At 61.8% G+C, this 18,049-nt stretch carries 17 protein-coding genes and 1 pseudogene; 7 read left to right on the forward strand and 11 right to left on the reverse strand.

Going from position 1 to position 18,049, the window contains the following annotated elements:
- Nucleotides 1-46: 46 nt before the first annotated feature.
- Nucleotides 47-502 (forward strand): hypothetical protein, encoded by a 456-nt coding sequence (locus tag ACE10X_RS38225; protein ID WP_038385244.1) that lies wholly within the window; start codon nucleotides 47-49, stop codon nucleotides 500-502.
- Between the two features lie 22 nt (nucleotides 503-524).
- Entirely contained in the window at nucleotides 525-1,325 is an 801-nt protein-coding gene (ppk2, locus tag ACE10X_RS38230) for a polyphosphate kinase 2 (protein WP_038385245.1), read from the forward strand.
- Between the two features lie 41 nt (nucleotides 1,326-1,366).
- Here the strand turns inward: ppk2 and ACE10X_RS38235 are convergent, their stop codons facing one another.
- The 3 genes and pseudogenes from ACE10X_RS38235 to ACE10X_RS38245 all read right to left on the reverse strand — a co-directional run bounded on the left by ACE10X_RS38235 (nucleotide 1,367) and on the right by ACE10X_RS38245 (nucleotide 6,522).
- On the reverse strand, nucleotides 1,367-1,801 hold the full coding sequence (locus ACE10X_RS38235) for a hypothetical protein (protein WP_038385246.1): 435 nt from the start codon (nucleotides 1,799-1,801) through the stop codon (nucleotides 1,367-1,369).
- A gap of 92 nt (nucleotides 1,802-1,893) precedes the next feature.
- Nucleotides 1,894-4,642: pseudogene (locus ACE10X_RS38240) on the reverse strand (decarboxylase).
- A gap of 185 nt (nucleotides 4,643-4,827) precedes the next feature.
- Complete coding sequence (locus ACE10X_RS38245; protein WP_038385248.1) at nucleotides 4,828-6,522, reverse strand: SulP family inorganic anion transporter; 1,695 nt, start codon at nucleotides 6,520-6,522, stop codon at nucleotides 4,828-4,830.
- Nucleotides 6,523-6,685: 163 nt separating this feature from the next.
- On the opposite strand from ACE10X_RS38245, the gene ACE10X_RS38250 reads away from it, so the two are divergent.
- Nucleotides 6,686-7,573 (forward strand): dienelactone hydrolase family protein, encoded by an 888-nt coding sequence (locus ACE10X_RS38250; RefSeq protein WP_375763669.1) that lies wholly within the window; start codon nucleotides 6,686-6,688, stop codon nucleotides 7,571-7,573.
- 27 nt (nucleotides 7,574-7,600) lie between these two features.
- Nucleotides 7,601-8,182, forward strand: coding sequence for an invasion associated locus B family protein (locus tag ACE10X_RS38255; protein ID WP_038385249.1), 582 nt, complete (start codon nucleotides 7,601-7,603; stop codon nucleotides 8,180-8,182).
- A gap of 16 nt (nucleotides 8,183-8,198) precedes the next feature.
- Here ACE10X_RS38255 and ACE10X_RS38260 read toward each other — a convergent pair whose 3' ends face one another.
- The 3 genes from ACE10X_RS38260 to ACE10X_RS38270 all read right to left on the reverse strand — a co-directional run bounded on the left by ACE10X_RS38260 (nucleotide 8,199) and on the right by ACE10X_RS38270 (nucleotide 11,336).
- The gene (locus ACE10X_RS38260; RefSeq protein ID WP_369529687.1) at nucleotides 8,199-8,528 is read right to left on the reverse strand and encodes a response regulator; all 330 of its coding nucleotides are present in this window, start codon (nucleotides 8,526-8,528) and stop codon (nucleotides 8,199-8,201) included.
- 213 nt (nucleotides 8,529-8,741) lie between these two features.
- On the reverse strand, nucleotides 8,742-9,374 hold the full coding sequence (locus tag ACE10X_RS38265) for a response regulator transcription factor (RefSeq protein WP_080583374.1): 633 nt from the start codon (nucleotides 9,372-9,374) through the stop codon (nucleotides 8,742-8,744).
- Between the two features lie 117 nt (nucleotides 9,375-9,491).
- Complete coding sequence (locus ACE10X_RS38270; protein ID WP_038385251.1) at nucleotides 9,492-11,336, reverse strand: sensor histidine kinase; 1,845 nt, start codon at nucleotides 11,334-11,336, stop codon at nucleotides 9,492-9,494.
- Between the two features lie 250 nt (nucleotides 11,337-11,586).
- Here ACE10X_RS38270 and ACE10X_RS38275 point away from each other — a divergent pair, with 250 nt between their 5' ends.
- Nucleotides 11,587-12,255, forward strand: coding sequence for a helix-turn-helix domain-containing protein (locus ACE10X_RS38275; protein ID WP_038385252.1), 669 nt, complete (start codon nucleotides 11,587-11,589; stop codon nucleotides 12,253-12,255).
- Nucleotides 12,256-12,263: 8 nt separating this feature from the next.
- Here ACE10X_RS38275 and ACE10X_RS38280 read toward each other — a convergent pair whose 3' ends face one another.
- Together ACE10X_RS38280 and ACE10X_RS38285 are read right to left on the reverse strand one after the other, a co-directional pair.
- Nucleotides 12,264-12,701, reverse strand: a complete 438-nt coding sequence (locus tag ACE10X_RS38280) for a potassium channel family protein (protein ID WP_038385267.1) — start codon at nucleotides 12,699-12,701, stop codon at nucleotides 12,264-12,266.
- Nucleotides 12,701-13,780, reverse strand: coding sequence for an AI-2E family transporter (locus ACE10X_RS38285; RefSeq protein WP_038385253.1), 1,080 nt, complete (start codon nucleotides 13,778-13,780; stop codon nucleotides 12,701-12,703). Before ACE10X_RS38285 ends, ACE10X_RS38280 begins: the two co-directional genes overlap by 1 nt.
- A 402-nt stretch (nucleotides 13,781-14,182) precedes the next feature.
- On the opposite strand from ACE10X_RS38285, the gene ACE10X_RS38290 reads away from it, so the two are divergent.
- Nucleotides 14,183-14,611: a hypothetical protein gene (locus tag ACE10X_RS38290; protein ID WP_038385268.1), complete on the forward strand. Its 429-nt coding sequence runs from the start codon at nucleotides 14,183-14,185 to the stop codon at nucleotides 14,609-14,611.
- Between the two features lie 36 nt (nucleotides 14,612-14,647).
- On the opposite strand, the gene ACE10X_RS38295 is transcribed toward ACE10X_RS38290, so the two are convergent.
- Both ACE10X_RS38295 and ACE10X_RS38300 read right to left on the reverse strand, forming a co-directional pair.
- Nucleotides 14,648-14,965 carry a hypothetical protein gene (locus ACE10X_RS38295; protein ID WP_038385254.1) on the reverse strand — a complete coding sequence of 106 codons (318 nt, stop codon included), beginning with the start codon at nucleotides 14,963-14,965 and terminating at the stop codon, nucleotides 14,648-14,650.
- Between the two features lie 439 nt (nucleotides 14,966-15,404).
- Nucleotides 15,405-16,058: an ATP-dependent Clp protease proteolytic subunit gene (locus ACE10X_RS38300; protein WP_375763670.1), complete on the reverse strand. Its 654-nt coding sequence runs from the start codon at nucleotides 16,056-16,058 to the stop codon at nucleotides 15,405-15,407.
- A 327-nt stretch (nucleotides 16,059-16,385) separates the two neighbouring features.
- Here ACE10X_RS38300 and ACE10X_RS38305 point away from each other — a divergent pair, with 327 nt between their 5' ends.
- On the forward strand, nucleotides 16,386-16,529 hold the full coding sequence (locus ACE10X_RS38305) for a hypothetical protein (protein ID WP_375763671.1): 144 nt from the start codon (nucleotides 16,386-16,388) through the stop codon (nucleotides 16,527-16,529).
- 908 nt (nucleotides 16,530-17,437) lie between these two features.
- Here the strand turns inward: ACE10X_RS38305 and ACE10X_RS38310 are convergent.
- The gene (locus tag ACE10X_RS38310; RefSeq protein WP_370144067.1) at nucleotides 17,438-18,013 is read right to left on the reverse strand and encodes a cytochrome b; all 576 of its coding nucleotides are present in this window, start codon (nucleotides 18,011-18,013) and stop codon (nucleotides 17,438-17,440) included.
- Nucleotides 18,014-18,049: the final 36 nt, after the last annotated feature.

Genomic DNA, 18,049 nt, shown 5'->3' on the forward strand with positions numbered 1-18,049 from the left:
CCGTTCTGGGGGCAAGGTGGAAGATCGGGCTTAGGAGTCCCCAGCCATGCGAGACAAGATCGATGACCTGATCCCCAAGGCACACGAGATCCAGAAGCAGGCAGCGCTCAAGGAAGCGGAGAAAGCCGAGGAGCATGCCAAGCGTGCGGCTGCCATCGAAGCCGAGAAGCGCGCGTTGATCGAGCGGCTGAGCAAGCCCTCCGGACTCAGCGAGGACGAGAAGGTCAAGCTGGCGTCGACGGTGATCCAGCGGGCGGTGCGCAACGGGTTGAGCGAAGTGCAGGTCTATCGCTTTCCCAATACGCTGTGCACCGACAAGGGGCGAGCCATCAATCAGATGGAGTCCGGCTGGGAGCAGACGCTGACGGGTATCCCTAAGGAAATATACCAGCTTTGGGCTGACTACTTGCAGCCGCGCGGCTACCGCATCCGCTATCAGATCGTTGATTACCCCGGCGGCATGCCCGGCGATATCGGAATCGTCATTGCCTGGGGCGACTAGTCGAAACGATGGACGGATATCCATGGCGAAAGACAAGCCCGCTGGGAAGATGAAGCGCAAGGACTATGAGGAAGAACTGCACAAGCTGCAGATCCAGCTCTGCCATCTCCAGGAATGGGTGAAAGCGAACAATCTCAGGGTCATCATCCTGTTCGAGGGACGCGATGCGGCCGGCAAGGGCGGAACGATCAAGGCCTTGACCGAGAAGGTCAGCCCGCGCGTGTTTCGCGTGGTCGCCCTGCCCGCGCCCTCGGATCGTGAGAAGTCCCAGCTCTTTATCCAGCGCTACATGCAGCAGTTTCCGGCGGCCGGCGAGATCGTGATCTTCGATCGCAGCTGGTACAATCGCGCAGGCGTCGAATATGTGATGGGGTTCTGCACGCCGGCGGAGCACAAGCGATTCCTCTCGCTCTGCCCGCAGATGGAGCAATACATCATCGAGGGCGGCATCATCCTGATCAAGCTGTGGCTCGAGGTCGGGATGGATGAGCAGGAGCGCCGCTTCAGGGCCCGGATCGACGATCCGCTGCGGCAGTGGAAGCTGAGCCCGATGGACACGGAATCCTACCGCCGCTGGTATGATTACTCCCGCGCGCGCGACCTGATGTTCAAGGCGACGAGTTCGAAGCACGCGCCCTGGAACGTCATCCGTTCCGACGACAAGCGGCGGGCGCGGCTGAACTGCATCTCGTTCCTGCTGAAGACAATTCCTCACGGACGGGTCAGGCGCGACAAGGTCAAGCTACCCAAGCGCTCCAACAAGGGTCGCTACAATGATCAGGCCGGACTGCGCGGAATGAAGTTCGTCGAGGAACGCTACTAGAGGTCCAGGCCGCGCCGGGCACGGCCTGGATCACTCCGGACCTATTTCAAGCGGATGGAAACCCCGCCCACGGCGGCCGAAACCTCGGCGCCGACCTTCGGGCCGCTGAGCTGCAGGATCACGCCATTGGCGTTCTGCAGTTGCACGCCGCCGGCGCCCGCGGCGATCGCCCCACCGGCGCCTGCAGCGCTGTAGGAGCCTTCGATCGAGGCAGGCCCTCTGAGATTGAGGGCGCGCCCGACCAGCTTGGTGGTCGAAGCGCCGATCGTGAAGCCGACGCTCATGCCCGACACCGTGAACGGATAGTGCTTGCCGCGCAGCGTCAATACGCCCTCGCCGCCTCCGACACCAACGATGAATCCACCCTTGGTGAAGATGACGGCGACCGAGCCGGTTTCAGCCAGCGACGGCGTGCTGAAGCCGGCCAACCCAATCGCCAGCGTCGCAAGAATTCCGATCAAACTCACTTTCCTCATGGTGTCCCTCCGGAAACCGGTTGCGTTACGACTTGTTGCGCAAGACTCATCGCCGCAAAGAATGCGATGACGCCTTGCGGGCTCTCCTTCGTCTATGATGCAGCCTTGAACTTCGTCGCGGCCGCTCGCGGCTTGCCCCTCCTGGCCAGTGCCTCGGTCGTCACGAGCTTCAGGCCCTCGGCCGCGTCGTAGCCATGGATCTCCTTCACATCCAGCTTGCGCATGAAATCGATGGTCTCCTGCGTGATGACCTGGCCAGGGACCATGATCGGGAAGCCCGGCGGATAGGGAATCACGAAGTTGGCGGAGACGAGATCGGGCCCGTTCTTCAGGCGCCTGTCGATCTCGGGATCGTTCAGGCGAATATATTCGCATCCCGCGGCGTCATAAGCCGAATAGAACCCGCCGCGGATGTCGCCCTCATTCGTCTTCGTGCCGGCATCGCCGCGATAGGCGTCGTGGAAATGCGAGAAGTTCGGCAGGTCGGGTACGTCCTTCATCAGGCTGTTGACCCGCATGTCGAAGTCGATCCTGGCGTTCGCGCCGCCCTTGGCCAGGCCGCGATCGATTTCACCGGAGATTTCGGCCAGCACGCGGACGAGATGCGCGACGTCGCTCCGCGTATTGTTGATGTTGGACTGGATCAGGACCGAGTTGCGCGAGGTCTTGTTGACCTGGATGTTGTAGCGGCTGGCGAGCAGTCCCTTGAACGACGTTCCGTCGTACCCGGCCGTGCCGCAGACCAGCGTCATGCGGGTCGGATCGAGGCAGAACTCGTCGTCGTTCAGGCTCTTCAAGGCGCTCGCCCAGTTGGTCCCGGCCGCCAGATAGTCGGTGAATCCGCTCTGGCGGTATTGTTTCGGCACCATGGCATCCGCGCCGAGAACGCGGAAATATCTCGAAATCAACGGATTGGTGTTGACCGCGTTGCGGATGGCGAACGCGATCTCCATGGCATTGGCCACCAAACCGTAACCCTCGAGCTCCATCTGCCGGCGCGAGACGTCGAGGCTCGCGATCAGCTGCTGGTTCGGGCTGGTCGAGGCGTGCGTGAATACGGCCTCCTTGAACTGCGCTTCGACGGTGTGGAATTCGATGTCCTTGACCGCCAGCATCGAGCCCTGGCGGATCGCCGACATCGACTTGTGCGTCGAGTTGGTCTGGTAGACGCGCAGCCGGATCCGGCGCGGATCGGGGATCAGCCTGGTCTTGAGCAGAACCTCGTCGGAAGGATCCTTGCCTAGCTCGGCCTGCTGTTTCTCATAGGCCGCAACCGACTTGGGATCGCGCATCCAGGCTTCGATCTCGTTCGCCGCGCCCATCGCGGTTCGCCGCCTCAGGAACGGTGAAAACCGCGCGAATCCGAACCAGGCCTCGTCCCAGAGGAAGATCAGGTCAGGCTTGATCGCGAGGCATTCCTCCATCACCCGCCGAGTGTTGTAGATGTGGCCGTCGAAGGTGCAGTTGGTCAGGTCGATCATCTTGACCCGGTCGAGCCGGCCATCGGCCTTCGCGTTCAGAAGCGCCTGCTTGATCGTCTGCAACGGCACCGCGCCGTACATCGAGTATTCCGTCATCGGGAATGCCTCGACGTAGAGCGGCTGCGCGCCGGCCAGCACCATGCCGTAATGGTGCGACTTGTGGCAATTGCGGTCGACGATGGCGATGTCGCCGGGGCCCAGCAGCGCCTGCACGGCCATCTTGTTGGACGTCGAGGTGCCGTTGGTCACGAAGTAGACGCGGTCGGCGCCGAGCGCGCGCGCGGCCTTCTCCTGCGCCTTCTTGATGTTGCCGGTCGGCTCCAGCATGCTGTCGAGGCCGCCGGTGGTTGCGCTGCTCTCGGCAAGGAACAGGTTCAGCCCGTAGAACTCGCCCATGTCGCGGATCCAGTCCGACTTGAACACGGACTTGCCGCGCGCGATCGGCAGCGCGTGGAAGGTGCCGATCGGCCGCTGCGCATATTTCTTCAGATTGTCGAAGAACGGCGTGTCGAAGCGATCCTGCACGCCCTCCAGAATTGAAAGGTGCAATTCGAGGATATCCTCGACCGAGTAGAACACCCGGCGCACCACATCGGCTTCGGGATTGCCGGCCAACTCCTCGACGTCGCGATTGGACATGAGATAGAGGTCAAGCTCGGGACGCACCCGCTTCAGGATATGGGCCAACCGCAGCGCGGACGCATCGGACTCATCGCTGAGCCCCATGGCGCCGGTCATAGCGCGAAGCACGGGCGCATCGTGGCGCGAGCGCAGCCCGAAGCCTTCATTGATCACCACCGCCGCAATGTTGGGGTTCAGCATTGCCGCACAGAAGGCGTCCTCGAGGTTGCCCACGACCACGGGCTCATAGATGAAGGCGTCGACCGGACGCCGCAGCTTGCGCCATTCCGCCAGGAGCCCGGGCCAGTTGCTGGCCGGCACCCCGGTCAATCAGGGTCTCGAAGTAAGGACGGCGCGCCGCCGATTGCCCCAGGGTTGGCGGAAGCAGATCGGGAACATCGCCATTGCCATCGTCCTGCGTGCTCCAGTCACCTGCATGCTGGCGGAAGGATTTTGTCTGAAGTGCCTGCGCGATCCGCGTCGCAAGCGTATGCGAGGTGGCGGCGTCGCCCGCCGCTGCGGCTTCCTTCAGCGCCGCCATCAAACGAAGGCCCGGGTAGCCGTGGAACTCCTCCGTCACCGCAAGCGCGGACAGCGCCGCGTCATATGCCGCACGGTCGCCGCCCCTGCTCCATACCTTCGCCGCCTCAACCAGATCGCGCCAATTGTCGGCTCGTCCACCGGGCCCGGAGAAGAACTGGTCGATGCGCTGCTGTGCCGGCTTCGCGTCGTTGGCCATGAGAGTCTCCCGATCTCGTGATCTCAGCGCTGGTTCTGTTCAATCGTACAAACTGGGCCCGCTGCGCCCTTTGATCCAAGTCAAGCTGCAAGCTGGATTGAGACAGCCCCCAAGCGCGCGTGATCGCGACGTCTTGCGACGCAACAAGGGCTGGAATGTCGCAGCAGTCCGCACGGCCGCACACGCTAGACGCTTGCCTGCGGCTTCCTGTTGCTCAATACGCTGTCGAGCGTACGCATCCAGTCGCCGCTATCGGTCTTGTCGGCAAGACCATCCGCCTGAAGCAGATCCCGCAACTGCGCGTGCGCGCCCACGATGCAGAATGTGATCTGGCGCGCTGCGAGCTCCTGGTGAAGGTCGTGCAGCATGCGCGAGCCCGCAAGGTCGATGAACGGCGAGGCCGACAGGTCACAGGCCACCAGCTTGACGTCGGGCGACACCCGGAGCGCCGCCAGCACCGTTTCGAAGATCGTCTCGGCATTGACATAAAGGAGCGAGGTCTCCGGGCGGAACGCGATGATCCCGGTCAAGGGCTCGACGTCATCGTGTCGCGCCCGGTCGGAATAGCGCCCACTGCCGGCTTGACGGCCCAAAAACGCGATATTGGGCTGGGACGCCCGCAACAACAGCAGGAAGATCGAGGCGACGGCCGCCAGCAGCACGCCCTGCAATATCCCGAGGAACAGCACGGACACCAGCGCGATGATAGCGGCATAGAAATCGATCCGGCTGATCCGCCACATTCTGGCCAGCGCCGAAATATCGACCAGTTTGTAGACGGCTGAGAAAACGATCGCGGCGAGCACGGTCTTCGGCAGATTGGTCAGCAGGCCGGTAAAGAACAGCAGGCAGAGTGCGAGGGTTGCCGAACAGAACACCAGCGCCAGCGGCGTGCGTGCGCCGGCGGCGTCATTCACGGCCGACTGCGACAACCCGCCGGCGACGGGATAGCCATGCCCGAAGGCTGCGGCTAGATTGGCCGCGCCGAGTCCCAGAAACTCTTGCCTGACATCCAGCGGGTAGCCGTGCTTTGCCGCAAAGCTTCGTGCGGCGGACACCCCTTCCACATAGGCCAGCACGAGGCATCCGGCGGCGATCGGAAAGAGATCGTCAAATTCGAGCAGACCAAATGTCGGTAGCGAAAGTGTCGGCAAGCCGGTTGGGATCGCTCCGGTCACCGGCAAGCCCAGTTCTGCCAGCCCGAATGCGCTGGCCGCGAGGATCGACAGCGCGACCACCGCCAGCCCAACGGGCTTTCCGGGCAGTCTCTTCTCGCCGAGCAGGAGCAGCACCGTCGCAGCCGCACCAATGCCGAGCACCAGCGGCCTGGTATCGCCGAGCTGGCCGACAAGCTTGATCACGCGGTCGAAGAAGTTATGGCCGCCTCCAGCGACGCCGAACAGGCTGGGCAGCTGGCTCATGATGATGGTGAGGCCCGCTCCGGCCTTGAAGCCCACCAAAATACTATCGCTGATCAACCGCACCAGCAGGCTGAGCTTGAACAGCCAGGCGATCAGGCAGAGCACTGCGACGCTGAAGGCCACGAGACTGGCAATCTGTCCATAACGCGTGGCATCGCCGCCGGCCAATATGCCGACGGCGCCGGCGATCATCAGCGAGATCGCCGAGGTGGGTCCGACCGCGAGTTGCCGGGACGAGCCCAGCAGGGCGTATCCCACGCCGCCGAGCAGATAGCCATAGACGCCGATCTGCGGCGGCAGACCCGCGAGCCCCGCATAGGCCAGCGACACCGGGATCGCGTAGGCCGCCAGCGTGATCCCGGCGATTGCGTCCGCCCCAAGCCAGGATGCGCGGTAGTCGGCGAGCCAGTTCGCCGGCGGAAACCAGCGCATCCAACTCGTCTCCACCTGGATCGACATCAAGCCCGCCGTATGACGCCACAATGGTCGCATGTGGTTGCGCCGGCGGGTCCGATGGGCGTTGATTCAGATCAAGCCTTGCAGCCCTCAATGTGCTTCAGATCTTGCGCGGCTCGATCGTCGTGGCCTGCACATTTGCCAGATGACTGCCGGAGCGCATGGCATGCGTCAGCACCGCTTACGGACCCTCGCAACCGCAGCGCTGCTGTTGCTTGGCCTGACCGCTCCAGCACGCGCCGATGACCAACAGTCACCCCAGCGCATCCAGGAAGAGATCTGGGTGTTGCCGACGCCGCTGCCAATGTTCGCTTATCTGGTCCGTCCGCTCGGCGATGGTCCTTTCCCGCTGGTCATTATGAACCATGGCGTGTCACTGAACGCCAGGGATCGCAGCTTTTTCCCGCTGGTCGAATTCCGCGATGCCGCAATGTGGTTCGCGCGGCGCGGCCACCTCGTGGTGGCGCCGGTCGGGACCGGCTATGGCGCGGCAGCCATCGATGTTCCCGAACGCGGTCTTTATGGCCCGTTCTTTTCCAAGATCGGGAAATGCACCAATCCGAATTTCCTCGATCCGGGCCTCGCCGTCGCGCAGGTCGATCTTTGGATCATTGATTACATGGCCGCCGAAAAGCGCACCTTGCCGAAGGACGTCATCGTCGTCGGACAGTCGGCCGGCGGCTGGGCGGCGATCGCCCTGTCGAGCCTCAATCCGCCGCAGGTCAAGGCCATCATCACCTTCGCGGCGGGCCGCGGCGGCCGTGTCGACGGCAAGCCCAACAAAAATTGCGCTCCCGACAGACTGGTCGAAGCGACCGGCGCGTTTGGCCACACCTCGCGGGTGCCGATGCTGTGGCTCTACATCGAGAACGACACGTTCTTCGGCCCGGCCCTGTCAAAGCGAATGCACGAGGCCTTCTCGCGCGCCGGCGGTCGTGCCGAGTACCATCTGTTGCCGCCGTTCGGCGACGAAGGGCATTTCCTGATCGGCTCTCCCGATTCCATTCCCACATGGTCGCCTTTGGTCGAACGATTTCTAGTCAAGGTTCGCTAGGCGGCCGTTCCCGCTGGAGGAGCATCCATGGTCCGACTTGGTGCCTTGGCGAAGTTGGTGCTGCTTGCGGCCAGCATCAGTGCTGCCCACGGTCAACAGACGCCCTCACTGCCGGCAGCGGTGAAGGACGGTGGCGAGGTGGCTCCGCGGGGTACACGCGCGCCGGTGCGAGACATCAAATATGGCGAGTGGCGAAAGCTCTGCTTCAATGCCGCCGGCGCCAAGACATTATGCCGGACGACGATCACCGGCACCTTCCCAACCGGGCAGACGGCCGTTCGCGTCGATCTGATCGAGCGAGAGGACGGCAGCAACCGCGTCCAGCTGTTCCTGCCGGTCGGGATGTATCTGCAGGCTGGCGTCAAGCTATCGGTCGACCAGAAGGCCGTTCATCGGCTTCCCTACACCTGGTGCGCGACCAACATGTGCATCGCGGCCGATGTTGCCGATCCCAAGCTTCTCGAGGACATGGATGGCGGAAAGACGCTCTCGATCGAGGTGGTCGACACCAGCATTCTGACGATGACGACATCGGTGCCGCTCGACCGATTTGCGACCGTGCGCAAGGGGGCGCCCGCGTTGACTCTCGATCAAGCCATCGATGAATGATCGAGACCGGCAGCCGCTAGACCACACCAGCCAACAGCCGTTCAATCGGTTGGATCAGCGAATTGGCAGTGAATGGCTTGGTCAGATAGGCCGCGCATCCCGATGCCATTGCAGCCATGCGTGTCGCCGGGTTGTCATTGCCGGTGATATAGATGACGGGGATTTCGATGCCCTGATCCGCCAGGCGGTGCCGCAGTTCGATCCCGGACCCATCGCTGAGATTGATGTCCAATATCAGACAAACCGCGCTGTCAAAGCTGCCATGTCTCAGCAACGCGCTTCCGGTCTCGAATAGCCTGGATGCAAATCCACACTCCCGTAGAAGCCGTCCGATTCCACGGAGCATGGAGGGATTATCATCCACGACGAAAACGAGTTTCGCGGTCGGCAAATCCTGAAGCCTCTACCTATCGCTGAATGACCTTCGCCCGCGTATGGAAAAAGGGCATGTCAAGCGGCTACCGGCGCGCAATATTCTCGCGGCCAATATCGGAGATACGCCGCGTCACAGAGCTTTCATATTGTACCATGGGACAGGAGGGCAGAGCTGCCCGGCAGATCAAGCCTTGACTTCGCCCCCGGACGCGCGCGTGCCGAGCTGCTCCGCGATCGAAACCAGCTCGGCAAGTGACTGCACCTGCATTTTATCCATGACCTGGTGACGATGCGCCTTGATCGTGCGTTCGGTCGTGCCAAGCTCGTGGGCAATCTGCTTGTTGATCCGACCGCACACAATCAGGTCGAACACCTGCCGCTCGCGTGGGGTCAACTTCGCCAGCAGCGCACGCAGTGAGTCGAGCCTGGTTCGCTGGCCACGGGCCAGTTCGTGCCGCGCAACGGCGCGATTGATCGCCTCGATCAGCTGTTCCGACGCGATCGGCTTGGTCAAAAAATCTTCGGCACCTGCCTTGATCGCCTGGACGGTCGTCGCTGTGTCGGCATATCCGGTCAGGAAAACGATCGGCAGTGTCGACCCCAGCTCGTTGAGGCGACGCTGCAGCTCCGGACCACTCATTCCGGGAATGCGTACGTCCAGCAGGATACAGCCGGTCTCCTCGTCGTCGGGCAATTGGTCGAGCAATTCCCGGGCCGATGCATACGTAGCAACCCGATAGCCTGCAAGTTTGAGCCGGCGCTCGAGCGCTGTACGAAACGAGGCATCGTCGTCAACTATGTGCACGTAAGCGTGCATTATTGCTCCACCGCCTGCCGATCGCCGCTACTCATTGAATGACCATCAGCCGTGGCTGAAAATACTGCGTTGGTCGTAAATCGAACCTTGCACCTCGGCAAGCAAGACCCAAACGCGCTACGCCGCCAGTGGCAGTGAGAGGTGGAATACCGCGCCTCCTCCGGACTGGTTCTCGGCCCAGAGCTGACCGCTATGCGCCAGAACGATCGTCCGCGCGATGGACAGGCCGATGCCCATGCCCTGCTCTTTTGTGGTGAAGAACGGATCGAAGATGTCGTTCAGCCTGTCCTGCGGAATTCCCGGACCGGAATCGCTGATGGAAATCACCGCCGACGCGTCCCCATTGACCTCCGTACGACCGATGATGGTGCGCCCGTAGGGCATTTTGGCCATCGCGTCCATGCTGTTGACCACGAGGTTAAGAATGACCTGCTGCAACTGGACGGGGTCGCCTTTCACCCGTAGGGTCTGCGGTGAGGTCTGCAGGTAGATTGCGACGTTGCGCGCCGAGGCCTGCAGCTTGAGGAAATCGAATGCTTCCCGCATGGTCTGGTTGAGGTCGATCTCCTTCTTCTCAAATGGCGCACGCTTCAGCAGGCTGCGCATCCTGCGGATCACCTCGCTTGCACGCAGATCATCGCGCTTGATGTCGGAAATGATTTCCCGCACCTCCTGAAGGTCGGGCGTCGGCGAACCGAGGATCAGCTCCGCGCTCTCGGCATTGGTCAGGATCGAGCCCAGCGGCTGGTTAAGCTCATGAGCAATCGAGGACGAGAGTTCTCCGGCAGTCGCCTGCCGATTGATATGGGCGAGCTGAGACAGGCGATTGCGGGCTTCGACTTCGGCACTCCGCCGCATGTGACGCTCATGTAGCAGAAACGCAATCAGAGTTGTTTGAACCAATAATGCCGTGGCCAGGGCGACGGCCCGCCAACGATATTTTTCCAGGAAGGTCGGTTCGCGGAAGCGAATCTCGCTGCCTGGTGGCAGGTTGGCTTCGCTGACGTTCCAGCGATGCATCTGCCGCCAGTTGAAAATGGGCTTCACGGTATCGACAGCCGACGGCGGCAAGCTTTCCGGCGTCTCGCCATCCAGAATCCGCAGTGCCCTCCGCGCTGCGTCGGCGCCGATCGCGGACGGAACAATTACGAAACCGCCGATCCCGCCCGGATCGAGGAAAGTCTCCGCTGCGACGACGATGGGGCGATTGGCTCTTGCGGCGACAAAAGCGAGGGCATCCGAGGGCGGATAGTAGTTGCCCTTCCCGTCACTATAGAGGCCGGTGTAGATGATCGCGCTATGGTCGGGAAGCGCTGCGACCTGCTCGACGATATCAGGCATCGGACGCCCGATGATCTCGATGATGTCGAGGCCCGGAATGCCCGCCGCGGCCTGGTCCTTCCAATTGCGAAACAGAACCTGCCGCTCCCAGTCCGCACCGACGAGCACGACAGTCTTGAGCTCCGGCACGACGGCGCGAGCAGCCGTGACGGCATCCTTGAGCTTCGACGTCACGACGCCGCCGGTGACATTGGCAGGCGGCCGCAATCGCTTGAAATCGGCCTCTTCGACCAGCGCAAACACGATTGGCGTATCGGGCCAGAGCTGCGGACGCCAGCGGAGCGCAAGTTCAAGCGCAGCCGCTCCAATGGTGACCACCACGCCGATCGGCCGATCGCGATATTTTGCCTCGAGGAACCGCCGGAAATCCTCCTGATAGGCTTCGCCACCGAAGCGATTGAGATCGAGGCTCTCCGTGTAGACGGTGGTCGGTGCGTGACCGTGGGCGCTCACCGCATCCCTCAAGCCAACGAACACCTGGTAGTAAAAGGGGCCACGCCGATCAGACTGGTCCAGCACCAGCATGGAATGCGGGCGCATCTCCTGCGCCCGGAGCACAGCCGGCGCCAACAGCGCAGCCAGCAGGATGACCAGTCCAGAGAGCCGAATTGCCTTGCCCATAGCGTTCGGAGCCGGAGACCAACGGGTTCAAAAAATAGCACCCGGTTATCGGCGTGAATATTGAAAAGTAATCTAAGATGGTGCGCATCAATTACGAACAAATTGCCGCATTTGGCGCACCCTGTCCTTTAGGACAATGACCTCAAGACCAATAGAGACTGGCCGGGCCCTGTCGTAGTGATTGCGCGCGGACAAGCAATTTCGAGCCGCCGCGGACGCTGCAACAGTCGTTACCCAAGAGAGTTAGTCCATGTTCGCTCGCGTCAATGTCAGACCGGCCAATGTACCGAGCATCCTCGGTGGGCTGACCGCCCGGCACGCCAACTGCACCACCAGCGAATTCCACTACAGGAAAGGCACCGAGATCTACGGGGAGAAGGAGCCGGCGGAGTACGTCTACCAGGTCGTTTCGGGGGCGGTCCGCAGCTACAAGCTGCTCTCCGACGGACGCCGGCAGATCGGCGCCTTTCACCTCGTCGGGGACATCTTCGGCCTCGAGAATGCCGAAACCCACCGCTTCACCGCCGAAGCCATCGTCGACACGAACGTGCACCTGATCAGGCGGATGAGCCTCGAACGCGTGGCCGATTCCGATTTCGCGCTGGCTCGCAACCTGCTGGTCATGACCACCAGCAACCTGCGGCATGCCGAAGAGCACATGCTGCTGCTCGGCCGCAAGACCGCATTGGAGCGGGTTGCCGCGTTTCTGCTCGAAATGGATCGCCGGCTGACCGGAGTCGGCGTCGTCGCCTTGCCGATGTGCCGGCGCGATATTGCCGACTATCTCGGGCTGACGCTCGAAACCGTGTCACGTGCGCTGTCCAAGCTGCACGCCTACGGCGCGCTCAACTTCCTTGGCTCGAACCAGCGCGAAATCATGCTGGTTGACCGCGACCAGCTGTCCAGGCTGGACAACTGACCGCGCGGTCAGGGGGATTTCGTGAGCGCCGTCTGGCGCTCGATGGTCTTTTGCAACACTTCGAACAAGACCGCGGTCGACCACCCGAACATGAGAATGCCGTTCATGGCCGCCATCGGTCCGATCAACAGCCACTGCTTGACCGGGATAACATCGCCATAGCCGAGCGTGGTGTAGTTCACGAACGCGAAATAGAGCAGATTGCTGCCGGCGGGCGCGGCGCCGAGCACCCAATAGGCCAAGCTCCACACCACGATCTCGAGCGTGTGAGCCAGCATCAGCGCAAGCGCGGTGGCGACCATCACGCCGCTGAGCTGTAGCCCGGCCCGGCCAGCCGCGCTCAAGGCGACGTTGCGAAGCAACCCGATGGCCGCGACTGTCCAGAGCGAATGGATCGCGATGTTGATCGCGCTCACCGCCGATCCCACGAGGAGCTGAAACAGCATCATCGCTCTCCCGCCAGCCGGGCGCGGTCGTCCCGGATCCATGCCGTGATCAATTCCCAGGCGACCGCGAGAATGATTGGACCGATGAACAGGCCCACGATGCCGTGGGCAAGCGTGCCGCCGATCACGCCGACGAAGATGACGAGCGCCGGCGTGGTCAGGCCCCGCCCCATCACCAGCGGCTTCAGCACATTGTCGAGGACGCCGACGACCAGGAAGAAGAACGTGAGGGCGAGCGCCGTCGGGAAGTCCTTGGCCGACCATAGCCAGATGATGACCGGAAACAGCACGATTGCCGCCCCGATCTGAACGATCGCGAGCAGCATCACGACAAACGCCAGCAGCCCTGCGCTCGGGATCCCCGCCAGCTTGAAGCCAATGCCGGCCAGCAGCGATTGCAGGACGGCGACACCGATCACGCCGCGGGAGACCGCCCGGATGGTCGCACCCGCAAGATCGAGGAAGTGCTCGCTCTGCTCCGGCACGATGCGGGACAGGAAGCTCCGGCACGCCGCTGCAAGCTGCGAGCCGTACGGAAACAGAAACCCTGCCACGACGACCGCCAGCAGAAACTTCACCATCCCGATCCCGGCATTGCTGGCAAACGCAAACAGGGTCCCGGCCAACGGCTTCAGATGCGGCACGACCTCGCGCAGCACGGCGCGCAAATTGGTCGACGCCCGATCCCAGATCTCATGGAGTGGGCCGCCGATCAGCGGCCAATCCTTGACCTCCGGCGGCGGCGACGGCACGACAACGTTGCCGGCGCCCAGTTGTTCGGCGAGCTCCTTCATCCCCTCTACAGCTCCGATTCCGAGCCAGGTCGCCGGCCCGATGACGACTCCCAGAGAGATCAAGGTCAGCACGAGCGCCGCGATGCCGGCATGGCCGCCGAGCATTGCTGCGAGCCAGGTGAAGACGGGATAGAGCGCGACCGCGAGCACTACGCTCCAGGCCAGGATCGGCACGAACGGGCTGACCAGGACGAACGACCAGTAGATCAGCAGCGCCAGCAATCCGAAGCGAATTGCGAGCTGGATGAACTCGTCTCCAGTCACGAGCTGGCGCTGGGTTTTCAAGAGCGTGCTTTCGATTGAGCATCAGCTGCTACGCGGGAAGCGGTGCCATCGCCTTGCTGCGCACAACTTGATTCAGATCAAGCGCGACGCCTCCGAACTTTCGCCGAAGAAGCGGCCCCGGTTCGGGGCAGGAATCGGGCCACTCCAACTTCGCCGGGATGCGTTCGCGGTCGGGATCACGAGCGCGATCGCGCCCCCATAAGGCGGCGGCCTGCCTATCCGCGGCAATTGTCCCACGGCGAAGGATCAATCGTCCGCACCGCCCCCTCGCCACATTGATTCAAATCAAGCTTTGGCCGGCCGCGGCTGACAGGCTCGGCATGCTCATGGACCGGAAAGCCGCTCTCGATTTGGCTGGCTTTCGATCACGACTGCCTGTGTCACCCCGATGTGGAGGACGTCATGACGAATGCCAAGACCCTGCTGGCCTTGATCCTGCTTGCGAGCATGGCCGGCATTGGCGCGAGCCAGGCGGCGCCGCTGCCGACGAACGTCGCGGCCATGAAGGGCATGGTCGAGAACAATACCGCCCTTCAGGTGCGCTGGGGCGGTTGGGGCGGCTGGCGCGGCGGCGGCTGGGGCTATCGCGGTTGGCGAGGCTACGGCGGCTGGGGAGGTTATCGTGGCTGGGGCTATCGAGGCTGGGGCGCCGCGGCCGCCGGTGCGATCGTTGGCGGAGCCATCGCGAGCTCGGCCTACTATGGCGGGTATCCCTACTATGGCGGTGGATACGGCTATGGCGGCGGCTATGGCTACGACTATTGCGCGCCGGGCGGCGGCTATGGCTATGCGCCGGCTTATTACGCTCGGCCGCGCTACTATGGATGGTAGTCTGGACATCGGATGCCAGGGCGGCCTTCAGTGATGTCACCGAAGGCCGAGCAGCGAACGCCGGTAGCCGCTCTCGCGCGCTTCATTCCTGCACACGAAGCCGCCATCGAAGCCCCTGGCATAGCGGCTTTGCCCTTTGAGGTAGTAGCGTCCGCGCCGAAAATCGAGCCAAACCACGCTATCGCCGGGGCAATGCCGCTGAGCCTGGGCTTCATAGCGGAACGGCGTCAGCGGCAGCGCAGCCGTCTGTTGCGCGCAGCAAAACAGGAAGATCGCGGCGCAGGCCCCGACGCCCAACCTGGCCGCCTGACGGTCTCTGCGTCCGTTCGACTTTTCAGCCAATTTGAAGTGCATTCATTGCCGCTGGGAATGATCCGTGTCGCGCTGAAGACGATAGCTCATATTGTCAGAGCTTCGCGGGCGAAGCACCTCAGAACGACGAATTCGGCATCACGCACGGCAAACAAGAGGCGCGCTCAGGACGACAGCAATCCAAAGGCGATCGCCGCGCTCGACAGCATCCCGGCCGTCACGACCACGACCCTGAAGGCAATATCGCCGTCGGCCGCTTCAAGCCAGCGACGCAGCCAATTGCGAACGCCAGCCGGCTGGCTTGCGCCACGCACTCGCCGAAATCTGTCGCTGGCATACTCCATGACTGCCATTGTAGATCGCGGTGGAATGGAGAGACCAGTGCAGCTTGTGCCAAGCAGTCAGGATCACGTGCGACGGCTTGACTGACCCAATTGGGCCATACGAGCCGGTTCGGCCGAAGGCCCGCTCAACCAGCGTCCTAGCTTCCCTTCGAGCCGGTGGCGTTCCGCATCGGACGTTCCTGCTCCGACGCGCTCTTCGAGGGCGCCGCGCCGCACATGGAGCTACTCCTTGACTCCGCGGTCGCCGTGCGCGCGGTGCGGTCAAACGGATTCCGCTCCATGACCTTCAGCGAAGCGAGCTCCTCCTTGTTCAAAAAGGAGATCTTTCCCGGCGGGGTCATCACCATCTTGCCGATGGCCGCCGGAGAAATACGGAGCTTGGCCGACAACCTCGCAAGCTTGATCGTGTCACGAATCGTTCGACTGTCCTCGTTGCCGTGTAGATTGGAAACCGAGTGGACGCCGATCTTGGCATTTGGCGCCACATAACGCTTCCTGCTCGCCAGGAAAATAAAAGCGCATGCCGAGTCGCATTCTCCGGAAACGTAACTGGCGATTTGCCTCTGGTGCGCGAGCATGGCGATTCGGAAGCCTTCGTAGAGAGACCCGCCTCGGGAATCGAGATCGAGGCCAACGATCCGGCGCTCAGTCGCCATGTATCCGCGAAAGCGGACAAAGTCCCCATCCCTGATATCTCCACTGAGCTTCAGGACATCTCCAAAGCACCCCGGGACACGGGAAAATTCCATCGCGAGACAACTCGTCGACGTCAGCCCGACCGCGATGCTCAAAACGCATCCTGCAATTCGCATCGAGCGAACTGCAGGCGCTCGAGAATGAAGCTGACCCGTTGCGACATCGCTCCGGGGTGACCGCACCCCATGCGCGGCGCTCCGGCTCTTTGCGTGGGCGTCGATAAATGTCGCGCGGAGGACCCTCAAAGCGTGCTTCCTGGCTGCCACGACGCTCCCCATCTGACCCGGGACCTCACACGATTGAGAGAGCATCGAAGCGCATCGTGGGTTGATCTGAATCAAACCCAGTTCAGCAAGCGCGCAGGCAAGAGCGACGTTGACTTCTAGAGAGGGACACAGGCCCTCACGCGCACGCGCGTGTTGATGATGGTCAAGCTGCAAGACCGGATGAGAATTGCTGGCCGGCGAAACGGATCAAATCTCCGGCGCGACGACGATCGTCATGGCGCGCTCGCGCAGGCCGAGTTCGATTCGGAACACGTTACGCGCGACGAATTGTTCGTATGAGTGCCTCGCGCTGTGGAGTAGTAAGCTAGGCAGTTCGTCATCGAATGGTTGCGGGGTGATTGGGAACCAGCGAGCAAAGTGACTGATACTATCGTGCTCGACTTCGCCGCAAAACAAAGCCCCGGCAATCCATTGAGATTGCTGGGGCTTTTTTCTGACTTGGTTGCGGGGAGGCGCAACACCCGATTATTGCGATTGATTGAACAGGAGCTTCCTAAGCTTGCTGCATAACTGATTCGGACCGGGCCGCTGATTAAGAGGCCTATTGCAATCCCAATCATTTCAATGACTTGGCCTCTAAAGAGCGGATGGAGCAAAGAAGGAAGATCAATCACTTACGAACGGATTTCGAAATGAAATCGATCAACTTTACCGCTATTACTTTCGCGCTCACCACCTCGCGTCTTCTCACTATCAGCACCGGCGAGGAGGCGACATCAATCATTGCGTACGTCGAAATCTGAACCAATCGGGGGACTTTCAGGCGATACCAGCTTACCGCGATTTCTTCCCGGCAGCCTTCAAGGCTCTATTGCCCCAAGATTGGGCGGAGGTCGCTTCTGCCCTAACCGATCACAAAGATCAACTATTTAGCGACGCCGCCGAAGAGACCTTCGATGCCTTAAGAGCGCATATTCTGCGACTGGAGCAAGAGGCTGAAGCGGAACGGCACCGAGTCAAGCCTTGATCCGTCCTGCAACCGGGCACGCACGGCTACTTCGCCTATTGACGGTAAGAACGATCAAGAAGGTTGAACACGTCGAAACTTCAGTTTCGATTTGAGCGCGCCCTGAGTGCAGCCGGCACTACTACCGCCAAGTCGTGCAGTACACCTTGTTCCTTGCGGGGAACAATCGCCCGGTCGCTCCGACAGCTCGAAACGCCTTCGAGCCGGTCTCCCTCTGAAATCAATGCGCGTTCCGACTGCGAAAGTGCAGAAGCATCCGCTTCAACGTATTGTCTCCAAAAACCCAATGATGCAGCAGTGCCGCCATCATGTGAAACAGCGCCAGGATAACGAGCAGGTTGCCGAGAACTTCGTGAACTTCCTTTAGTTTCCGTGCGAGCGCTCGGTCGGCACTCCACGGTGACGGGATCTCCAGAAATCCAAACAGCGAGAGCGAATGTCCTCGCGCGAAGAGAAATGCGATCCCAACAAGCGGTACAGCCGCCAACAAGACGTAAAGGACGTAGTGCATAGTCCGCGCTGCCGGATCCGTCCATTCGATCAGCCATTTGCCGAATTCGGTAGGACTGGACTTCGGTGGCGGATTTGCAACGCGCCACGGTATCCGCACCGCGACCAGCAACAGTACGATAAGACCGGTCCAAACATGCGCGATCAGTCCGGTCGCCCGCGTTGATCCCTCGGACAATTCCTCTCCGAACGTTCCCAAGGCCCATGCGAGTGCGACGAAGAGAACGCTCAGCCAGTGCAGTGTCTTTGCAACTGGACCGTAGTCCCTTCCAACCGCATTCTTCATCACTGCCTCCTCCGCGCCCATAGTGAGCTTTCGACA

The organism is Bradyrhizobium sp. Pha-3 (assembly GCF_042258325.1).
Taxonomy (GTDB): domain Bacteria; phylum Pseudomonadota; class Alphaproteobacteria; order Rhizobiales; family Xanthobacteraceae; genus Bradyrhizobium; species Bradyrhizobium elkanii.